Origin of the sequence: Methanosarcina sp. WWM596, from assembly GCF_000969965.1 — an archaeon.
Classification (GTDB): domain Archaea; phylum Halobacteriota; class Methanosarcinia; order Methanosarcinales; family Methanosarcinaceae; genus Methanosarcina.
Map to the genome: position 1 here is coordinate 1778084 of NZ_CP009503.1, position 20399 is coordinate 1798482.

Here is a 20399-nt window from a genome sequence, read left to right on the forward strand (position 1 = left end):
TTGTTTTCGCCCCTTTGGTCACAGGTTATGGAAACAAAAGTTTCCCATGAATATATCCCGAATATGAAGATATCCTTATATCCTTACTCCATCATAGCACAGCTCAATGGCAAGCTACAAAGTTCTGGTAAGGGATGTTATAAAAAAAGCTGATGTCCTTCTTGAGGTCATAGATGCCCGGTTTCCAAAAGAGACCCGAAACAGTGAGGTTGAAAAGGATATTATCCGTTTAAAGAAGCCTTTCATAATAGTCATTAATAAGTGCGACCTTGTATCAAAAGAAAAACTTGATAAAACCAAATCCCACCTCTCCAAAATTGCCCCTACGATTTTTATATCCAGCAAGGACAGGTCCGGGACAACCATGTTAAGGCACCAGATACTTGCCTCCGCCTGCAATATAAAAGAACGTGATATCCTCGTCGGCACCCTCGGTTATCCCAATGTAGGCAAGTCCTCCGTAATCAATGGCGTTACTGGTAGGCACAGGGCGGGCACCTCCCCCATATCCGGCCACACAAAAGGAGTGCAGCATGTGGATGCAGGTTCACATATCATGTTTATAGATACTCCGGGAGTAATCCCCTTCGATGAAAACGATGAATATGTTCAGGGCCTGCTGGGGATAAAGGATGTAACTCACTTGCGGGATCCACTCGGTGTTGCCCTTAAGATAATAGAAAAACTGCTTGCCGAAAACAAAACTTCCCTTGAGTCCTGTTATAATATCATAATCGAAGACCAGAAAGATTACTCCGTACTTGAACTAATAGGCAAACAGTGTAATTTCCTGCAAAAGAAAGGCGAGGTGGATGAAATGAGAGCAGTTGCCAGAATAATCAATGACTGGCAAACCGGGGTGCTCCGAATCTAAAAAAATAGATGACGCTCCAGATCCAGGAACAAAATTTAGCCAGAATCCGGGTTGCGGTTTTCCTGGAGAAAAAGGAAAAATTATTCAAGCTTTAAAACGAAATTAAAGTAAAAAAGGTGAGGATCAAGAAGGATGGCCAGAAGTCCGGAGCAAAAACTGGAAAAATACGATAAACTGGAAAAATATGAAGAATCAGAAAAAGAAAGGATATTGAGGAAAAAACTTATTCTGGTTACCTCAAAACTTTTGATCGTAATTTCCGTGATTCTGCTAGCCCTGCTTTCCCAGAAATAAAGCAGGATACAGCAGAAAGGTATCCTCTTCAAATATGAGGGGCTTTCAATCATAGGGCCTGTTTATTCGGGCAACTTACTTTTCTCTGACAAAACAGGATGCTCTACAGTACGCCCTGATCCTGGATGAGACCGGCCTGTAATTATCTCCTGTACAGAAAACAATACTTTTGATGCCGTACCCACCTGACAGCACAAAAGACTATTTGCAACGATTTCCAAGCGTCATTGGTTAAACGTTAGATAATTGATATTAATAATCTAAATCTGATATTAATAGTCTAGACCAAGGAATTTAAAAAGAAGGTGAAATGAAAAACAATATTGGTAGATGGAAGTAAGTTCTTAACCGATGACCAATGAAATGATTCTCAAATGCTTATTTCCAATTTTTCCCAGTCCATCTCCAGTGCATCGCCGATTTTCGCAATCACCAGATCAGCACCGGCTTCTTTTAGAAGCTCTGGATCCACCGTCTGAGCCACTCCTATAGCGAAAAGTCCTGCGTTCTTAGCAAGTTGCATATCACCCGGTCCGTCCCCAAAATAGACTGACTGCAACGCAAACTGTTTTAAAGACAAACCTTCTTTTTCAGCGAGCATTTCAATATGCTTTGGACCTTTCTTATAAATATCGAATCCTAATAAACAATCAATGTAAGGGAAAATACCAACTTCATACAGACGCTTCATCATTGGTCCAGTACCACTACCTGAAGTGATGAACACCCTGTAACCTTTGGTTTTGAATAATTTTAAAAGCGCTTCTGTTTTCGGAAACAGTGAATATGTTTCATCATAAATGGTGGTACAGAATTCGTCCATCAGTTTTGGCACTGCATCTTTTGGTAGTTTATGGTGTTCCAAAATATGAGAAAATTGTTCATCCCACGGTGTGCCTGTTGCGGCGATGGAATATGCGGCTACATTAGGTGATTCAATCCCTGTCTGTCGTTTCACTACATCGCAGAAAACTCTGGTGTAAATTGGCATAGCATCCACAAGAGTTCCATTGAAGTCTGAAACAATGTATTTTATTTTGATGTCCATAAACTGCACACCTTATGATTTTTATTTTTGTGTATCGCTTCCTGATTAATTCCATATTTTGAATAATAACTCTGTCAGGCATTTCGCTCTTTTATTCTATATTATATTTCCACATAAATATGAATGGTGTTTCGTTAATCTGATTGAAGTATCCAAATGCAGGGTCTGAAAATGCAGGGTCTGATCAAGATAAAAATGTTTACCTCGGGCCAGTTACAAAAAAATGTAAAGAATATGCTGAGAATTTCTATCCTGATATCTGGTGTAATTGTTTAAGTGATAGTATCAAACTTCTTATTGCTGCGACCAGAATAAAAAAGGTCATTATTAGTAAAATAAGTAAAAACCAGGGTTAACGAAATTGGATTCCATTGGTCATCGGTTAAGGTGTAAAACATCTTTCCTGACCATAAAATTATATTAATTATTTGTATATCATCCTTTCTGTGATTGCACAGCCTTCCTCAACGCACTAAAAATCTGATACATTTGAAACTCATCTCCATAAAATGTACCCAAAAGTTTGGTTGATATAATTTGCTAAAAAAACGAAGTTCATAAGACTGAAATCAAGATTGAGGTCATTCCTTAACCGAAGACCAATGCAATGGTTTCAGGTCTTCAGGTTTGCAGAAGAACATGTGGACAGAAGTGGAATTGAATCAATACTGCCCCGGTCTGGAATGATTAGTTCCATTCCAACTCTCTGAAGAGGCGATTTGCGATTTTTTCAGGTAGCTCATCCCGGTTCCCCTCATCAACCGTCAAAACCTCGAATTCTTTTCTTATCCTCTGAGCCAGTGGATGTTTGCTGGATCTGTGCAGCACCGCCAGAACCGGTTTATCAGATTCCAGGACTGTTTCAACCGCCGAAACGAAAGCTTCGGATTTGAGCTCCATCGGTCCGATCTCATCGATAACTATCAAGTCACAGTCAAGGGCACTCCAGAGAGCATTTGCCCCAATCTTTTCAAGGTCTTCGAGGTTGACGTGGTACTTTCCTATCCTCGGTCCACTCCCCTTGACACTGCTCAGGATGCCGTTTTTCCCGGTTGTAAGGTCCCGGATTGAAAAGCCTTCTCTTGTGCCTTCCTTTCGGATTTCGGCAGTCTGGATGCCGCCTATTTTGAAGCCGGGCTGATCTGCAAGTTTTTCGGCAGCTTTCGCCACAACTGTTGATTTCCCAATCCCTGGACTGCCGGTTACTGCAATTCTCAACATAGTCTTTTTCTCCCCCTGTATTTTTTTCATTTTCCAAAAAAAATAGACCTTACTTTATATATATCAGCCAGAAACCCATTTTACGTTGACTATAAAAACATTGCAGAATATACTGAATGCATTGAATATACACTGAATATACTGAATGCATTGAATATACACTGAATATACACTGAATATACACTTAAAACTCCTATAATTCTAATATGCTAACTTTAGTAGATCTATAAGGAGATGAGATCGTGACCACAGACCAGGAAATTCTTGCCAGACTGCAGGAGATCGAGAAGAGAATGGATAAGATGGAAGCCACACTGGAAAGTATAAACAGTATCCTTAAAAAAGTGGAACAAAATACTTATTTTGGGTGTTATGTAGAGGGAGAAAAACTGGAATAACGACATATTACGGGCTTTTTCTGAAACTTCAGAATCGGAAAGCAGGGCAGGGTTTCAGCTTGTTCTGGAAGATAATTCAGGGGATCCGATTGAGTTCATGCAGAGCATTCAGCTTACGGTTTTCCCGTAAATTTTCGATATTTTTTTATGTTTACTCCCATTTCCCTGTATTTTTCTTTCTCAAGCCGCTTCAGGCCGATTTCGGATTTTTTTGACTGGAATATGAGTTCATTGGTTAACCTGTGATAGCTGTCCAGCCGCTCCTCCGGAATAAGCCCTTCCTTTACTGCCTTCAGAACGGCACAGCCAGGCTCATCATGGTGAGTGCAGTCTTTGAACCGACAGTTGCGGGCTAAATTAATGATATCGGAAAACGCTTTTTCAAGGCCGTCAGAAGAGTCTCCGAGCTGTATTTCCCTGATCCCGGGGTTGTCTATAACAATTGCACCGTTGGGAAGCAGGAACATCTGGCGGACTGTGGTAGTGTGTCTCCCTTTCTCATCATTTTTTCGGATATCTGCAGTTTTCTGGATGACTTCATCGAAAAAAGCGTTTATAAGCGTGGATTTTCCAACACCGGAGGAACCTATAAGTGCCACTGTTTCCCCGGGATTGAGATAAGGGCTGAGTGCATCAAGCCCGTCTTTTGAAAGGGCACTTATGGGAATGACAGGGACGTCTCCTGCAATGGACTGTATTTTTTCTGTCATCAGGGCAGGGTCATCCGCAAGGTCGATTTTGTTCAGTAAAATCACCGGGCTTGCCCCGGATGAATACACAACGGTAAGATACCGTTCAAGCCTTCGCAGGTTAAGGTCTTTTCCCGCAGAAGTTACAATAAAGATGGTATCAAGATTTGCAGCAATCAACTGCTCCCCGCTCCCATCCCCCGTCGCCCCTCTTGATAGGCAGGTTCTTCTGGGGAGGATATTCACAATCATGCGCGAGCCCAGTTCCGGCTGGTCCAGTAAAACGACAAAATCCCCTACTACCGGTTGTTTGCCAATTCTCAGGAGTGCCCCGGAAATTCCTGCCTGTACGACAGCCCCCGGGATAAGAATCTCACAGACCGTTTTATGCCGGGATACGATTCTTCCGGCAATGTAGGGACCTTTGTAGGCAGAAAATGCCGATTCAAGCTCTTCATTCCAGCCGGAAATACGATTAATGCAATTATTACCTGCACCTTCCGTTTCACGATGATCATTCATGAATATAACTATCAATTTTACATGGATAAGTTTATTGATTCTTTATCTACCCAATCCGATTGCAACTGCAAACTTCTTTTATCTGTAAACGTCTCTTTTCTCTAATTATACTCACTTATATAGTCACTTCCTCTTTTGCTTCTTGAGAAAGCCGCCCTCCTTCGCCGGCTGGTGAGAATCCCGGTACTCACCAAACAATTCGATAAACCAACCCTGGATTTTCTGGAAGAATTGAAGGGTATGTTGGAGGAAATTTATGAATCTTCATTACCCTCTTCAACCAGTTTCCTGAATATTTTTTCCGATTTTGCAGTAAACTCCTTTGCTTCTTCATTCCGGTTCAGGTCTGAGAGAGTTTTTGCATACTCCACGGAGATTCCAGCCATTTCTGCCAGATAGCCGGAGTCTTCCGACTCTTCTTCATCTCTTTCTCCAAGGAGAACATAGGCCAGATCCATGGCTTCTTTCACACTGTCTTTCAGCTCTTCTTTGTCTACTCCTCCAAGGAAATCGAAGGCAAGGTCCATGGATTCTTTTGCACTGTCGTATTTCTTTGAAAGGAGGAGGGTCTTTCCACGTTCCATAACTTCGGCAGCCAGCCTCATTTTAACAGAAAGGGGCCAGATTTCATCATCAAAAATCATTACATAATATTCAAGGGCTTCCGAATACTGCTCCTCAGCAAGCTCCTCTTTTCCTACTTTCGCATAAAGGGAGCCCAGTTTATCATAGGCATTGCTTTTGGCTTTCAAATCCTTCCAGTTTGCCAGAAGATCAATAAGTTCCTCCATAACCTCAACGACACGTTCCTGAAGTTGAATCGCGGATTCATAGTCCTGCTGAATTATATAAAAATCAACAAGTTTTCCAAGAGCATGAGCCAGGCCATATATATAGGTCTCACTATCATCAAGCAGCTCAAATGCTTTTTCCCTTACATCCAGGATTTTTTCGTAATACTGCCTTTCAGTTTCGGGGTCCATATCCTCTGGTTCAAAATACTTATATAGATCCCCGATGGCAGTGAAAGCTCTGGCAATTTCCAGTTTGGGTTCATCATCTTCTGGATTTTTCTCCAGAAGAATCTCGTAGACCTTTATTTCATTCATGTAACACTTTTCTGCATTTTCGACACTTTCTGCCATTTTAAAATGTCTTGCGAGCTCACGGAAGGTATTCGAAAGGGTGGATTGAATAACCGAATCCTCATCCTCGTTTAAATCGGAAGCCCTGAAAATATCCAGGGCTTTATCATACAGGTTCTGGCCCTCATTCGGTTTACCCATGGAAAACAGGACCGCTCCCTTTTGTAGTAAGACGCGGCATAAAAGATCCTGCCTCTTTGCTTTTCCCGCAAGGTTTTCGGCCTTATCAAGTTTTTCAAGGGCTTTTTTGTACTTCTTATCTTCAATCAGAGACGAAATGTCCTTTAAATTCCTATTTAACAAATTTTCGGCTTGTCTGGACATAAATGGAATTTAGACCTCAGATTATTAGAATTAAACGCCTTTTCCGGAATTTTCCCGCAAAAAACCGGTGAACTTCGCAATCTTACAACTAAAGTGCCTGAATGTACATAGATATCTACTTCTTCATAGATCTTAGCACCCTCAAAGATCTTAATTCCTTCATCATTCCCCATCAACAAGCAGCCATTTCCAGACAGGTATAACGGTTATTTTTTTGCTCTCCAGCATGATTTCTTCTTCCGCATCTTCAGTGAGGATAAGCCCCTCGTCCAGTTCAAAGGTCTCCATGGCTGACATCAGTCCTTCAATTTCCCTTTTTCTCGTTTTTTCACTGCTTATGTTCCAGCAGACCTGTACTGCCTGAACGATCCTGTTTTTTTCATTGACCAGGAAGTCAACTTCCTTTTGCTTTTCGTTTTTCCAGTAATAGATATCCCGGTATTTTCTTCTGAGCTGCATGAACACGACATTCTCTACCAGCCTGCCGTAATCTTCTGAAAAGGCGAAAGATACTGTATTTCTTAAGCCTGTGTCTATACAATAGACCTTTCTCGGGTTAAGGATCTGTTCTTTTAAGGAATAGGAGTATTTTTTTATAAAGAACAGCATGTATGTGCCTTCAATGTATGAGGAGTAACGCTCGACTGTATCGAGACTTATTTTGAGAACATTTTTTATCCTGTTGTATGAGTTTGGAGACGATATGCTTGTTAGATAATATTTTGTGAGTTCTTCCAGTTTTGCTATGTCTCTTATCCCATACCTCATAGTTACGTCTTTTATCAGGATGTCCCGGAAATAGGTGTAGAGTAGCTCTTTTTTGTTTCTTTCGTCTTCCTCCAGCGCAACTTTCGGAAAGCCACCAGTATCTATGTATTCCTTAAGCATATTTTGTATTCTGTGACGTTCCGAGATAAGGTCAAGCTCACTCTCAATGTGTATGCCCTTGAACCCAAGATATTCTTTAAACGATAGAGGATATACTTCTGTGCCTATGTGGCGGCCTGCGAGGACGGTTGAATATTCAGAACTCAAAAGCCTTGAACTTGAACCGGTTATAAATACGTTTATCCGCCTGTTTTCATGAAGGTAACGTGCGAATTTTTCCCAGCCTTCTATTACCTGAACTTCGTCAAGAACCACGTATTGCTCTTCAGAACCTTTTTTTATTTCCGTTTCGTAGATCTCATAAATCCTGTTCAGGAGCTCGAGATCAAGGCCCCTGAAACGTGGGTCTTCAAAGTTTATTATGAGTATGTCTTCTTTTGCTGTTCCTTTTTTGATTTTGTCTTCGAGATACTGAAGGATTATAGTTGATTTACCTGTCCTTCTTGCACCGGTTATGACCATTATTTCTTTAGCTTGTGCTTTTCTTTCTATTGTGTTCAACAGTCCTTCTCTTCTTGTACCAGTGTACTGGTCCTTTTTCCAGAAGTTCCAATCGAGAAGTATTTCCAGTATCTCTTTTTTGTCCATATATCTTGATATCTTTTGTAGCTATTAAAAGTTACCAGTTATATCGGTAATTTTACCATAATACTTATCATTTATATCGGTAATTTTACTCAAATATTTATCATTTATATCGGTAACTTTACCATAATACTTATCATTTATATCGGTAATTTTACCATAATACTTATCATTTCTGTCGGTCTTCCTTCGGGCTGAAACATACAGGATAAAAACGAGTAATATGAAGGAATTGAAGTTTAAAAAATGAAAAACAAAGCGGTCCCGGAAAAAAAGTTAATGAAAAGGGATCATTCCTTGTTGTGAATGACCTCATAACTGACCTTTCCTCTGTTGATACACTCCCTGACAAGCTTTTCTCTAGGATAAAGGGCGCCGGTTTTACCTGATTTTACCTCGACAAAGACCACCTTATTCATTTCTCCTTCGGAAAGACCATCAAAGATGATGAAGTCCACAGGGGTGCCGAGGAATCTTGCATCTTTGAGGTTGTATTTGAATTCAGGGAAATAAGGGATCAGGTGTTCCGTGACCTTGCCGCAGATTACGGCTTCGCTTTTCTTTACGGCGTCCTGGCGGATTTTTTTCTCCTCGTCAAGTTTCTAGGTCCTGAAGAGAGTATCGGCTTTTTCGGAGACCTGGCGTTCCATCTCCCTGGTCTGCCAGGCTTCATACAGGTCTCTTGCACGGGATTCGACCCTACCTTTCAATTTGATGTATTTAATGAGCAGGTAAACTATAAGGAGAGCAAGAAAAAGGGTCAGGGTTGAAATCATCCAGTCGTCCGCAGTTATTTCTCCGAGAAGAGTTGGGTTTTTTGATAGAGTAAATAGAGTAAATAGAGTAAATAGAGTAAATAGAGTAAATTAAGTGAGAAATAAATCCCGAAGAATAAATTTCAAACTCTATAAATGGCTATAAATATTTAAAAGTTCCAGTAGGGTTTATCTTACATCAAGCCAATACTTTAAAAATTTTTATTTCTGAAAATAACTTAATTTTGGAAATAATAGCTGTATCTATTAAATACAATACATGAAATATAAGATAGAGGAAACTACAAAAAACTACACTACACGAAATATAAGATAGGGGATATGGTGGGAATTCAGCATAGCGGTTCCGGGGAAAAGAGCTTCGGCGAGATTATCGGATTGCAGGAGGAAATTGGGAAAATCCAGGCAGCAATTGCTGATTTTGAGATTGGAAAAAAACTGAATATAGCTATTATAGCCGGACCTCTTAGAGGAAAGACTACTCTGAGTGATGAGATTGAGAAAATGAATTTAAACAGGGCTACAAAAATCACTTTTTCTGAAATTGTAAGAGATAAAAAGGAAATTTTTCTTTCTGGTGATGCAAAAAGGGTAGTAATTTTTGATAACTGTCACTTCCTGTATATGAGAAAACCTGGTGGCTTTGATATTTTTTATGAATTTCTGGATATGATTAGCTCTCAGGATAGGATCTTTGTCACTACCTGGAACCTCTATACATGGAAATACCTGAACGAAGCCTTCGAGCTTGGGCGATACTTTCCGGTACAGATCTTCATTCCTGCTTTTAATAAGGAAGATCTCAGACTCTTTCTCCTCAAAAGATATGGAAAAAATGAGATAATATTTGCTAGCGATAAACAATCCAAAGAAGAACCTCTTTTATATAAAATAAAATATCCTTTTGAACTGGCTTTCCTGGGTAAAGAAATTTTCATCCCAGTCCCGAAAATTAATATTCTTTATCTTAAGAACCGCCTCCTTTACAAGCAAGAGATAGAAACTGCTGAGGACCGGGTATTGGAAAAGATCTATATAGAATCAAAAGGAAACCCTGGAATTGCATTGAGAATCTGGGAACTTGGGTTTGATTATCCCCGGATAGAACCCAAAAATATAGACCAATTTTCATTTAATATAGACCTTGAATATGAGGAAGCTTTTACTTTGAGCCTTATTCTTTCATATCAGAGCCTGAAAAAAACTGAAATCGCAGAAATAATAGGCTCTATAATAAGAGTGGATAAAATCCTCTTCCAGCTTTTAACGCAGGAACTTATTTTGAAAGATGAAGCTAACTCCTACCGCATAAGACCCGAAGCTCTGAACAGCGTTATTACATACATGGAAAAATTGAGGCTGGTGTGGTGAATGGTAGATGTAAATGAAAGCAGGGAGCAACTTCTGGAAACCCTGACGTCGATAGACACTCAAACCCTCATAACCATAGTTCTGATATTTTTATTTGCATACGTTCTCGCCAGGATCATTACCACCCTTTTATCAAAACTTTCTGAAAAAATGAACCGCGGTGGGAGAATCAAAGTAAAAATTATTATCCCCATCGTAAAATTTGCAATCTATGTTATAGCTTTTTATTACATTTTTGGAGAAATTTTCAAGATTTTCGGGGCTGAAATCCTCCTCCTTACGGGGATTCTGGGTGCAGCCATTGGTTTTGGGATTAAAGACCTTTTTTCAGATCTTATCGCAGGGCTGGTAATTACATTTGAAAAACCTTACCAGATAGGAGATAAAATCTCAATGGGAAATTATTATGGGGAAGTCGCTGATATAAGTCTAAGGGCAACGAAACTGGTCACACCTGATGACAATACTGTTACGGTCCCAAACAGCCTGATTTTCAATGAAGCCGTTGCAAGTGGAAATTATGGGGCTTCGGAAATGATGGTTGTAATAGACCTGTATATTGCAGGAGAGTCAAATGTAGAAACTGCAATGAGAATTTTACGCGAAGCTGTTGTGAGCTCGAAATACGTTTATATCTCAAAAAAAAGTCCTGTTGTCATGCTGTATAAAGCCTTTCCATTCTACACGAGGTTAAGAGCCAAAGCTTATGTCAATGACCTTAGAGACCAATTCAAGTTTGAATCCGATGTTCACACAAGAACCTGGATAGAATTTCAGAAGAATGGGATCAGGGCCCCACAACTTAATTTCCTGAATATTTCCTCAATAGAAGGCAATTATGAATTAGATGTCATGACTCGGAGAAATTTTGGGTCAAATGCGGAAGACCTTAAAGAATCCAAATAAAACGTAGATTCCAGGAACGATTCCGAACTCTGAGTCCATTTCAACTCGGATAGTTTGACAGCTTGCATGTAGATTTTATTCTCTTTTATTTGGAGACTTCATAAGGTCGATACTCGTTGCCGTTCCTACCATAATATCTTCTTCTTTTTCAAGAGCCTCAAGAATGTTTGAGATCAAAAGGTGGCTGATTGCTCTTCTTTTCCTGGGTTCCACCACGTATCTTAACCTCATTTCAATCCAGTTTTCCTGCAGCTTTGTGTAGAGTTTTGTCTGCACATCATAGGTTGTGACAAAGTATTTTCCTCCCAGAAGACGTAGCTCCGTCCGCGCCAGGTTTTCGAACTCTCCTACAACTGGACCTGCAGTTTTAAGGGCAATATCTTCGGCTTTTTTCCAGTTACTGCCGTAAATCAGCAAAATCCGGATTTCATCCCAAATAAAGGAGTAGTCCTTCGTATAGTTTTTTATCGTCTGGTTAAGGACAAAACTATTCGGGATATGGAGAATCCTACCAGTGTACTGGTCTGCATCCACCCATTCCTTAATTTCCATAACTGTGGTGCTGAAACTCCCTATATCCAGCACATCCCCTGTACTGTCTCCAACCTGGATTCTGTCTCCTGCTTTAAAGGGATGAGATACAATTATGAGAATTCCTCCGGCTATGCTCCTCAGAAGGTCCTGAAGTGCAATTGCAACACCTGCACTCAGAATCCCATAAGCGATAAGCAGGGTGCTGGTCCTCTCAACCCAGATTGCAAAAAGGGAGGCAAGAACAAGTACTGTGACAAGGATAGATACGGCTTTCCGCAGAGTATATCTATCTTTGGCAGTCGAAACTCTTCTAAGGATGAGGTTTCCGAAAAGGGAATTTATTATATAGGCTAGAAAAACTACAATTAGAGAGGTAAGAAGAGCATCCAATAGAGTCCGATCCTCGACGATATAAAAGTTAGTCAGATACCGGATATATGCAATAAAAAGTATCAAAAACAGCAGGATAAAAACATTAAGTCTCTGGAGAACCCTCATGTAATAAAATATAATGTTATTTATATATCAATATAGGCAGCCTTATAAATGGTCAGTCCCATGGACCAATTCAATTCAAAGCCCTTCTTTAAAACCCTTCTTTCATCTTGAAAATCCTTCTTTTCTTGTGTGGTTGAATATTAAACTTCAATTTGATCGGAACTAATAGGTTCCAGCCGTGAAGGTAACTTGAAGGGCTCGTTCAGATAGTAAATAATCATAGTAAATAATCACCAATTTTTCCAATAATATGATAAGGATTATTATATATATTCATTACATTTAAATATAATAGATACAATTTATGTTTCTCATTCTTCGGAATAAATTACGGCAAAGGAGTAACAGAAGAGATAGTATGACTGGAAAGGAGGCAAAAAGGCACAAAATAAGGAAAGGGAATACGGACCTTTTCCTGAGTGCCCTCAAGACTACGGTTCCTGTGTTTCTCGGATACATACCCCTCGGAATGGCTTTCGGATTTCTGATTGACGGGGCCGGTTACCACTGGATTTATGCTTTCCTTATGAGTCTCCTAATTTATGCGGGTGCAGGCCAGTTCCTGGCAGTAGCTTTACTTGCCGCAGGGGCGGGACTTACTGAGTTTGCTATAGCTACCCTGCTCCTGAACCTCAGGCACTCCTTTTACGGACTGTCCCTGCTGGATAAATTTTCCGATGTCGGGAAGGTCAAGCCTTACCTTATCTTTGCGTTGACTGACGAAACATATGCCCTTCTGACCACAACAGAAGTCCCGAAAGGTGGATCAAAGGCAAAGTTTTACTTCTATATTGCAGCCCTCGACCACCTCTACTGGATAGCAGGGTCGGTGCTTGGGGCAGGGCTTGGCTCCCTGCTGGACCTTAATCTTGAGGGCATGGCTTTTGTGCTGACTGCACTTTTTGTGGTACTGACCATAGAGCAGTATTTCAATTCCAGCGTACGCTTCCCCTTCATAGCTGCGGTGGGTGCAGGAGCCACTTCCCTTATACTCTTCAGCCCTGACAATATGCTGCTGATCTCGATCATTCTGGGGACCCTGATTTTGATAGGCAGAGAAAAACTGGGGCAGGGAAATCTTCAGGTAAACCTGCAGATAAATAAAGTAATCAAAAATACTCATTGTCAGGATCATACACACACTTATACCCAGGCTCATGCGACAGCACAGCCTGTTCAGGATAATTCACAGGAGGAAAGCTGATGACCGATACTTTACAAATACTCGTAACCATCGCGGTGATAGCCCTTGCGACCTTTGCTACAAGGGCTCTTCCATTCCTGTGTTTTGGCTCAAGAGAGCCGCCAGCAATACTTTCAACGATTGAAAAAAACCTGCCTCCAATGATCCTCCTGCTGCTGGTCATTTATTGCCTGAAGGATGTACAGTGGCTTGCAGCTCCATACGGGATTCCGGAATTGTTTACAATAGGGGTTGTTGCAGGACTCCATTTCTGGAAACGAAACGCCATGCTCAGCATCTTTGCAGGGACCGGGCTTTACATGGCACTTATACAGTTCAATGTCTTTTCTTTCCTCTAAGCTTTTCCCCAGATATTTTCCCAAAAATATAATTAGAAGAAGATTAGATAAAACGCATATGAAATTCTTCGAATAACAGGCACAAAGAAATGAAAGTACTTTTTTTTCCTTACCTTTTTTACCTATCAACCTCATCATTCTCTTGGGCAGTAAGGTTGTACTTATTTTGGTTCTTTGAAGCCGTGATAAAACTAACCAGTGAATTGCCATCGAAGGCTCAAATGTGACTTTGATCACGGATGCTAAATTGGCCTTTGAGGCAATTCTACTGCCCAAATTAATTTGGTGATCTAATTTGGTGATCTAAATTGGTTGAAGTCATTAACAAAGCTTGTGGTTTAGACATTCACAAACTCTTTTTCATTGCTACAATCCTCAGTAGATCTGGTGAAAAACAGCAACAATATTTCTCTAGAACCCCTGACGAAATTTTAGCTTTTAAAAACTGGGTTATATCAGATAAATGTGACGTTGTTGCCTGTGAATCAACGAGTGACTTTTGGGTTCCGATTTATGATGCGTTGATAAAACATCTACCTGTTATAGTTGGAAATGCCCGAGATATGAAGGCGTTTACACACAAAAAAACAGATAAGATCGATTCCGAATTCATCGCACAACTTGCATTGAATAATATGATTCAACCATCAAGAGTTTTCCCAAAAAACCATAGAACATTTCGTTCATGTATCCGGCTTCGCCATAACCTTGTACAAAAAAGAACAGATATAAAAAATGAAGCTCACGCCATACTCGCACCTGAAATGTTTAATCTGAAGAATGTGCTAACAGATATTTTTGGTAAGAGTGGTAGAGCAATTCTATCAGGAATTTGTTCAGGTAAAAGCGTTGACCAGATTATAGCAAGCCTTTCCCCAAATGTTCGTAAAAAAAGTGATCAGATAAGGGAAACTCTGGACAGAGAAATCTCTCAAGGTGCTGCATTCAGGCTTCAGATCTGTCTGGATATCATAAAGCATCTTGACAATGAAATCAAAATTTTGGAAAAAGAAATATTCAATTATGCTTATAAAAATCATAAGCAAGAAATGGAAATTTTAATGTCTGTTCCAGGAATAGGAGAACTTGGAGCGGCAACTCTTATTGCTGAAATAGGCGATTTCAAAGATTTTTCTTCAGGGGATAAGCTTGCTTCATGGCTTGGCATAGTTCCGAATGTGTACCAATCAGCGGATAAATACCATAACGGAAGAATCACTAAGAGAGGATCTAAGGAAGCAAGGTGGATTCTAACACAGATTGCTCAGGCAGCAGCAAGAACAAAAAATAGCAGGTTAAAAGAGTTTTTCAACAGAAAAAAGAAGTCGATTGGGCATTCAAAGGCAATTATTGCCCTGGCAAGAAAAATTGCAACAATTATATGGCATCTGATCACAAACGAGGAGATGTATGAAGATGAAACTGGATATAAAAAGGGGGAAATTCAAAAGAGAAAGATAGTGGAGACTGAGATATTCTCAGTTGATGAAAGGATCAAAATAATGAGTGAAATATATGTAATTGCGAGAAATGAAGAAAGAGAGAGTACGTGAGGAAGATCTCCTCATATACTTTCATGCTAAATAAGACATGACCTCAATTTTGCTTCATGGCTCTTATTTTTAGTCTTTTGGCATGAAAGTGCTTTCAAGTAATTTCATTTATTTGAGCTTGTTATCCAAGAAATTTCATGCATGTTTTCTTTTTTTTGATTTTTTGGAAAAGCCGCTCTCCCGCATCGAGCGTGACAAAAACGGTTTGATACAGTGAATAAGGTTGTATCGATCAGAAAGCTCTTAAAATAAGTTCGCTTGAACGAATCCCCCTGCTAAAACCCATAAAGTAGTCCTCTTGAGCGCAGCGAAAAGGACTGCGGGCTGTTGCACTTGCAGTGCAACTCCCAGAAAATATCCGATTTCCTGAGATCCCAAATCGCAATTCGGGCGAGGCGCAATTCGGGTTATGTTTCTCGAAGTTTCTCACAAACCCTGTCTATATTCCCCGAACGTGTGATTATGAGAAGCTCGTCTCCTTCTTCAAGCTTCGGGTCTTCCCGTGCAAGGATAAAGTCAGTTTTCCTGTAAAGCCCAATACAGTCAGTATTTTCTGGAAACTGGACTTCTGAAATCTTTTTGCCGGCATGCTGTTCCTCTGTAATGAAGCTGATTACACGGACGTCAGCCCTGATAAGGTTGCTCAGCTCGATAGTATCAATTCCGCGCAGGGTATCAGAAATAATGGTTGAGGAGATATGAGGCGGGTTAATTGCAGAGCTAATCCCCAGCTTTTTTGCAATTTCCATAAACTTTGTATCATCGGTCTTGACAATGACCCTTTTAACTCCTGCTTCCTGTGCAATCAGACCTATCAGAATATTGTCCTGGTCATGGTTGGTGCAGGCCACAATTGCATCCGTTGAATCCATTCCTGCTTTTTCAAGAATGTCCGGGTGGGTGCCCTCGGCATTGATCACGGTGCAGTCGAGTTCTTCAGCAAGCTGCCTTGCAATTTCTTCTTCCTTTTCTATAAGGACAACCTCATTTCCCTGCTGAATCATCGTGCGGGTCAGGTGCATCCCAAGGGAACTCGCTCCAATAATGATTACTCTCATTTTTTCTTTCCTTTACTTTCCTTTACTTTCCTTTATTATGACCTTTTTCTTTTTTCGTAGCCTTTTTGTTTTTTCTTAATCTTTTAACTTTTCTATTCTCTTTTAACTTTTATTACTCTACCGCTCTCTTCTAATCTATTCTACTCTCTTCTTCTAATAAATTTCTTTCAGGTTGCATCTTCCTGGACTCTGTTTTCCTCGGTTTTGACTCTGTTTTCCTCGGTTTTACTCTTTTTCTCAAGCCACGTCCTGGGCAGAAGCAGGATGAAGAGCGGAATTATCTCTACCCTCCCAAGCAGCATATCAGAACAGAGCACAAGCTTGAGCAGGGACGGCATTCCGGGAGCTGTTACGCCTGTTGACAGCCCTGCCGTAGCCAGAGCACTTGAAGTCTCAAAAATAGCATCTGCTGAATTTATGCCGTAAAGCATGAAAATGAAAGCTGATAACACGAGCACAACTGAATAAAGCAGCACATAGGTCATGATGCGGTAGACTTCGTCGGAATCAAGTACCTGTGACTTTACCTTGAGAGGGGTAATTGCTTCCCTGGGGAGGAAAAAGCGGTAGAAAACCAGTCTTATGAGCTGCACGATTACAATCAACCGGAAAAGCTTAATCCCGCCTGTAGTTGAGCCTATGCTGCCTCCGATGCACATAATTGCACTGAGAAAACCTTTTGAAGCGTCTGAAAGGGGAGCCAGGTCTATAGTGGAAAAACCGGTCCCGGTAAGGGCTGAGATTACCTGAAAAGCAGCATCAGGAAGCATATGAAGTAGTTCAAGCCCACCTGCTTCTCCTGAAAGAGTTAAAGCAAAAAGGGCTGTCCCGAGTACGGAAAGTCCGAGCATGTACCTTACCTGCGGATCCCTTATAAGCGCCCCGGGGTCCTTCAGGACTTCCGGATATAGCGAAAAGCTGATTGCACCCATTATGCAGGAAACTGTTATCAGGAACGGGATCAAAAAGCCCCCATATGCCCCGATGCTAGCAGTCTGCGTTGAAAATCCACCTGTAGAAATCGCACTCAGGGTATGGCAGATAGCTTCATAAAAAGGCATGCCGCTGAGGAGCAGGAGTGTCAGTGAGAACAGTGTTAGGGCAAAATAAACCGTACCAAGGGTCCTGGCAGTTGTAATTACACTGGGGCGGATTCGGCTTTCCCCGAAGTTTACTTTGTAAAGCCTGAATGCCGTAGTCCCCGGGCGGATAAGGATTCCAAGCACAAGCACGATTATGCCTATTCCTCCTACCCACTGCAGCCAGGAGCGGGTGAAGAAAAAGAGCCTTGTAGGAGAAGGCGGGGCAAGGCTCAGGCCTGTTGTTGTCAGGCCTGAAACACACTCAAAAAAAGCATCCAGAAAAGGCATTCCGGTGAAAAGCGCCATTGGCACTGCACTAACTAAAGAACAAAGTGGAAAAGTAATGGCTGCAAGGATCAGGGCTTCTTTTATTTCAAGTTCAAAATCCGGAAGCACTTTGTGGAGTATAACCCCCGTTACTGCAGTTATAAGGGCACTGCCCCCATAAATTATAGCCGCAGTTGTTTCCCCGAGAACAAATGCTGCAAGCATAGGAACAAGCAGAACTACTGAAAAAACTTGCAAAAGATGCCCTGTGTACCTCAGGACAGCAAGGGGGTTTACCGGAGAAACAAGCTCATACATAAAAACCAATAATATTTTTTTATTTATTTAAGGCTGTTTAACCCTGGAATCAAGTTGTCATATTTTGAAGTATTAAATTGAACCTCATCGGTCATCGGTTAAACAGGAATCATTATCAAATTGTATCGATTTCCACAAAGTTTGTCAAATTGTTCAGCGATATTAAGCTGGAGTTTAATATCAATTTCAGTTTAAACGCCAAGATTTGGGCTTGATTTTTTCTTTGAAATCGAGATCATCAGCAAGAAAATTCCTTAACCGATGACCAATGAATTGAACCTGCCTAATCCTTATGTCTGCAACTTATTGTAGAGAAAAGAGTGAACTACCTATCATTGAAATGACAGGCATCTGGAATTTCAAAGAATAAAAAGTGGAATACCTTGGTTTGAAAGTGCGATGAAAATTTGAAGAGTTTCAATGACAGCATATTTTAATGACCCTCTATACACATTAAATTAATTAATGTAGGAGTGAGATTGTTAAAAACGACATGCTAAGAGCCAACTGCATAACTCTTATAAAATTAGATGTTGGTAAAAATACTTATCATTATACTTCCATACACAGTAAGCAGGGGTGAATAAATTGTTATCAAAAATTCCTATAGATCTTGCGAATGTATCTGAAGACGATATCGATAAGGAAATCCTCAGGGCCGGAATTATTGCTGAGCTTGATGCCGTAAATCTTTACGAGCAAATGGCAGCCCTTACTAAAAATAAGGATATCAGAGCAATTCTCCTGGATATAGCAAAGGAAGAAAAAACACACATAGGGGAGTTTCAGACGCTGTTACTCCGGTTCGATACCCAGCAAAAGGACGAACTTGAAGCCGGAGCTGAAGAAGTAGAAGAAGAGCTGTCTAAATAAACAGCTAAAGGAAGAGCTGTCTAAATAAACAGCTAAAGGAAGAGCTGTCTAAATAAACAGCTAAAGGAAGAGCTGTCTAAATAAACGGTTTGAGGGAAAACTATCCAGATAAACAGCTGGATAAATTCTCTGATTTTTAATTCTTGTTTTCAGTTTCCCCTCTCAATTTACTTTATCCCTGTATCTGGAAAGGTTTTTTGTTCCTCTTGAGCAAAGTTCAGTACCATCATCCATAAATGAGTCTTCTTGAACGGAACGAAGTGGAGCGAAAAGGACCGCGTACTGTTGCGATTACATCGCAACTCCCAGAAAATCTCCGATTTCCTGCGATCCCAAAGCGCAATTCGGGTGAGGCGCAATTCGGGAGATGCAATGATGTTTTTTCAAAAATATCAACCATGTAAAGGTGGACAACCGTTAATTTTGATTCCCTGCAATAAATTCTTCAATCATACGGTATGCCTCATCATCCGGATACTGCATTGGAGGATGTTTCATGAAATATGCAGACGGCTGATAAAGAATTCCGCCTTTTTCCCTATCAAGTGCCAGTTTGCAACACCTGATAGCATCAATTACGACCCCGGCAGAATTTGGAGAGTCTTCTACCGAAAGCCGGAGTTCGAGGTTCATGGGCACATCCCCGAAGAGTTTTCCTTCTATCCGCAGGAAACAGACTTTATTGTCTTTCTGCCAGGATACATAGTCACTCGGACCCACGTGAATATTTCCGTTTTCAAGCCTCTCGGCAAGCACGGACTGGACGGCTTCGGTTTTCGAGATTTTTTTGGATGCAAGCCGGTCCCGGTTTAGCATATTAAGAAAATCAGTATTTCCACCGGTGTTAAGCTGGTATGTTCTTTCCAGCTTTACTCCCCTTTTTCTAAAAAGGTCGGCAAGAGTCCTGTGAACTATGGTCGCTCCGAGCTGGGACTTGATGTCATCGCCAATTATAGGAAGCTTCTTTTCTTCAAAGCGTTTTGCCCATTCAGGGTTGCTCGCAATAAAAACAGGCATATTGTTGATAAAGGCACAGCCGGCTTCAAGGGCGCATTCGGCATAAAAACAGGCAGCTTCTTCGGAACCTACAGGCATGTAATTTACAAGGATCTCGGCCCCTGAATTCTGCAGGATGCTTACGATATCTTCTTTTGTCGCACCTTCACCTTCCACAGGCAGAAACCTGCATTCCTCCGGATAATTGAGAAGGTGCTCGGAACAGCCGTCCAGAACCCTTCCCAGGCTTACCTTAATACCTGTTTTCGGTATATCCGAACAGAAAACAGTTGTGCAGTTTGGAAGAGTAAATATTGCTTCTGATACGTCTTTTCCAACCTTTCTCCTGTCAATATCAAAAGCTGCTGCTACGTCAATGTCATATGGTAAGTAGCCTCCGAGATCCCGATGCATCAAACCGATTGAATCTGTATTCTCTTTTTTTCTGTAATACTCAATCCCCTGTATAAGTGAACTTGCACAGTTCCCAACTCCTGCAATGGCAATTTTTATCCTGTCTTTACCTGTCATTGAAACCCCCCAATAAGCTCAAAATAGTATAAGATATCTTTATTCCCCGGCTATCTTTATTTCTCAGTCCCCAATTTATCTGCAGTTCCCAAAGCCAATCGCCAGA

Annotated in this window: 18 protein-coding genes and 1 pseudogene; 9 read left to right on the forward strand and 10 right to left on the reverse strand. The window is 40.9% G+C overall.

Annotated elements, in window-relative coordinates; translation table 11 throughout:
* Nucleotides 1–106: 106 nt before the first annotated feature.
* Both MSWHS_RS07855 and MSWHS_RS20150 read left to right on the forward strand, forming a co-directional pair.
* On the forward strand, nt 107–874 hold the full coding sequence (locus MSWHS_RS07855) for a GTPase (protein WP_048128173.1): 768 nt from the start codon (nt 107–109) through the stop codon (nt 872–874).
* 132 nt (nt 875–1006) lie between these two features.
* Entirely contained in the window at nt 1007–1168 is a 162-nt protein-coding gene (locus MSWHS_RS20150) for a hypothetical protein (protein WP_156148143.1), read from the forward strand.
* A 370-nt stretch (nt 1169–1538) separates the two neighbouring features.
* Here MSWHS_RS20150 and MSWHS_RS07860 read toward each other — a convergent pair whose 3' ends face one another.
* Both MSWHS_RS07860 and MSWHS_RS07870 read right to left on the reverse strand, forming a co-directional pair.
* Nucleotides 1539–2216: an HAD family hydrolase gene (locus tag MSWHS_RS07860; RefSeq protein WP_048158908.1), complete on the reverse strand. Its 678-nt coding sequence runs from the start codon at nt 2214–2216 to the stop codon at nt 1539–1541.
* 687 nt (nt 2217–2903) lie between these two features.
* Entirely contained in the window at nt 2904–3467 is a 564-nt protein-coding gene (locus tag MSWHS_RS07870) for an NTPase (RefSeq protein WP_231585642.1), read from the reverse strand.
* Nucleotides 3468–3679: 212 nt separating this feature from the next.
* Between MSWHS_RS07870 and MSWHS_RS20155 the strand changes: the two genes are divergently transcribed.
* On the forward strand, nt 3680–3835 hold the full coding sequence (locus MSWHS_RS20155; RefSeq protein ID WP_156148144.1) for a hypothetical protein: 156 nt from the start codon (nt 3680–3682) through the stop codon (nt 3833–3835).
* A 113-nt stretch (nt 3836–3948) separates the two neighbouring features.
* Here MSWHS_RS20155 and rsgA read toward each other — a convergent pair whose 3' ends face one another.
* From rsgA to MSWHS_RS07890, 4 genes and pseudogenes are all read right to left on the reverse strand, one after another.
* Nucleotides 3949–5046 carry a ribosome small subunit-dependent GTPase A gene (gene rsgA / locus MSWHS_RS07875; RefSeq protein ID WP_048128184.1) on the reverse strand — a complete coding sequence of 366 codons (1098 nt, stop codon included), beginning with the start codon at nt 5044–5046 and terminating at the stop codon, nt 3949–3951.
* Between the two features lie 254 nt (nt 5047–5300).
* Nucleotides 5301–6494 carry a lipopolysaccharide assembly protein LapB gene (locus MSWHS_RS07880; RefSeq protein WP_231585643.1) on the reverse strand — a complete coding sequence of 398 codons (1194 nt, stop codon included), beginning with the start codon at nt 6492–6494 and terminating at the stop codon, nt 5301–5303.
* Between the two features lie 183 nt (nt 6495–6677).
* Nucleotides 6678–7991 carry an ATP-binding protein gene (locus tag MSWHS_RS07885; RefSeq protein ID WP_048128186.1) on the reverse strand — a complete coding sequence of 438 codons (1314 nt, stop codon included), beginning with the start codon at nt 7989–7991 and terminating at the stop codon, nt 6678–6680.
* A gap of 287 nt (nt 7992–8278) precedes the next feature.
* Nucleotides 8279–8764 (reverse strand): annotated as a pseudogene (locus tag MSWHS_RS07890) (Holliday junction resolvase-like protein).
* A gap of 321 nt (nt 8765–9085) precedes the next feature.
* Between MSWHS_RS07890 and MSWHS_RS07895 the strand changes: the two are divergent.
* Both MSWHS_RS07895 and MSWHS_RS07900 read left to right on the forward strand, forming a co-directional pair.
* Complete coding sequence (locus MSWHS_RS07895) at nt 9086–10135, forward strand: hypothetical protein (RefSeq protein WP_156148145.1); 1050 nt, start codon at nt 9086–9088, stop codon at nt 10133–10135.
* Nucleotides 10136–11041, forward strand: coding sequence for a mechanosensitive ion channel family protein (locus tag MSWHS_RS07900; RefSeq protein ID WP_048128192.1), 906 nt, complete (start codon nt 10136–10138; stop codon nt 11039–11041).
* Between the two features lie 75 nt (nt 11042–11116).
* On the opposite strand, the gene MSWHS_RS07905 is transcribed toward MSWHS_RS07900, so the two are convergent.
* A complete protein-coding gene (locus MSWHS_RS07905; RefSeq protein ID WP_231585644.1) occupies nt 11117–11965 on the reverse strand; it encodes a mechanosensitive ion channel family protein in 849 nt (282 codons plus the stop codon).
* 466 nt (nt 11966–12431) lie between these two features.
* On the opposite strand from MSWHS_RS07905, the gene MSWHS_RS07910 reads away from it, so the two are divergent.
* The 3 genes from MSWHS_RS07910 to MSWHS_RS07920 all read left to right on the forward strand — a co-directional run bounded on the left by MSWHS_RS07910 (nt 12432) and on the right by MSWHS_RS07920 (nt 15168).
* A complete protein-coding gene (locus MSWHS_RS07910) occupies nt 12432–13277 on the forward strand; it encodes an AzlC family ABC transporter permease (RefSeq protein WP_082088102.1) in 846 nt (281 codons plus the stop codon).
* Nucleotides 13277–13615, forward strand: a complete 339-nt coding sequence (locus MSWHS_RS07915; protein ID WP_048128199.1) for a branched-chain amino acid transporter permease — start codon at nt 13277–13279, stop codon at nt 13613–13615. Before MSWHS_RS07910 ends, MSWHS_RS07915 begins: the two co-directional genes overlap by 1 nt.
* A 308-nt stretch (nt 13616–13923) precedes the next feature.
* Nucleotides 13924–15168, forward strand: a complete 1245-nt coding sequence (locus MSWHS_RS07920; RefSeq protein ID WP_048125153.1) for an IS110 family transposase — start codon at nt 13924–13926, stop codon at nt 15166–15168.
* A gap of 407 nt (nt 15169–15575) precedes the next feature.
* Here MSWHS_RS07920 and MSWHS_RS07925 read toward each other — a convergent pair whose 3' ends face one another.
* Complete coding sequence (locus tag MSWHS_RS07925) at nt 15576–16226, reverse strand: TrkA family potassium uptake protein (protein WP_048128141.1); 651 nt, start codon at nt 16224–16226, stop codon at nt 15576–15578.
* Nucleotides 16227–16393: 167 nt separating this feature from the next.
* A complete protein-coding gene (locus MSWHS_RS07930) occupies nt 16394–17893 on the reverse strand; it encodes a TrkH family potassium uptake protein (protein WP_048159590.1) in 1500 nt (499 codons plus the stop codon).
* A gap of 588 nt (nt 17894–18481) precedes the next feature.
* On the opposite strand from MSWHS_RS07930, the gene MSWHS_RS07935 reads away from it, so the two are divergent.
* On the forward strand, nt 18482–18766 hold the full coding sequence (locus MSWHS_RS07935; RefSeq protein WP_048128139.1) for a ferritin family protein: 285 nt from the start codon (nt 18482–18484) through the stop codon (nt 18764–18766).
* Between the two features lie 417 nt (nt 18767–19183).
* On the opposite strand, the gene MSWHS_RS07940 is transcribed toward MSWHS_RS07935, so the two are convergent.
* Nucleotides 19184–20293 carry an inositol-3-phosphate synthase gene (locus MSWHS_RS07940; protein WP_048128137.1) on the reverse strand — a complete coding sequence of 370 codons (1110 nt, stop codon included), beginning with the start codon at nt 20291–20293 and terminating at the stop codon, nt 19184–19186.
* Nucleotides 20294–20399: the final 106 nt, after the last annotated feature.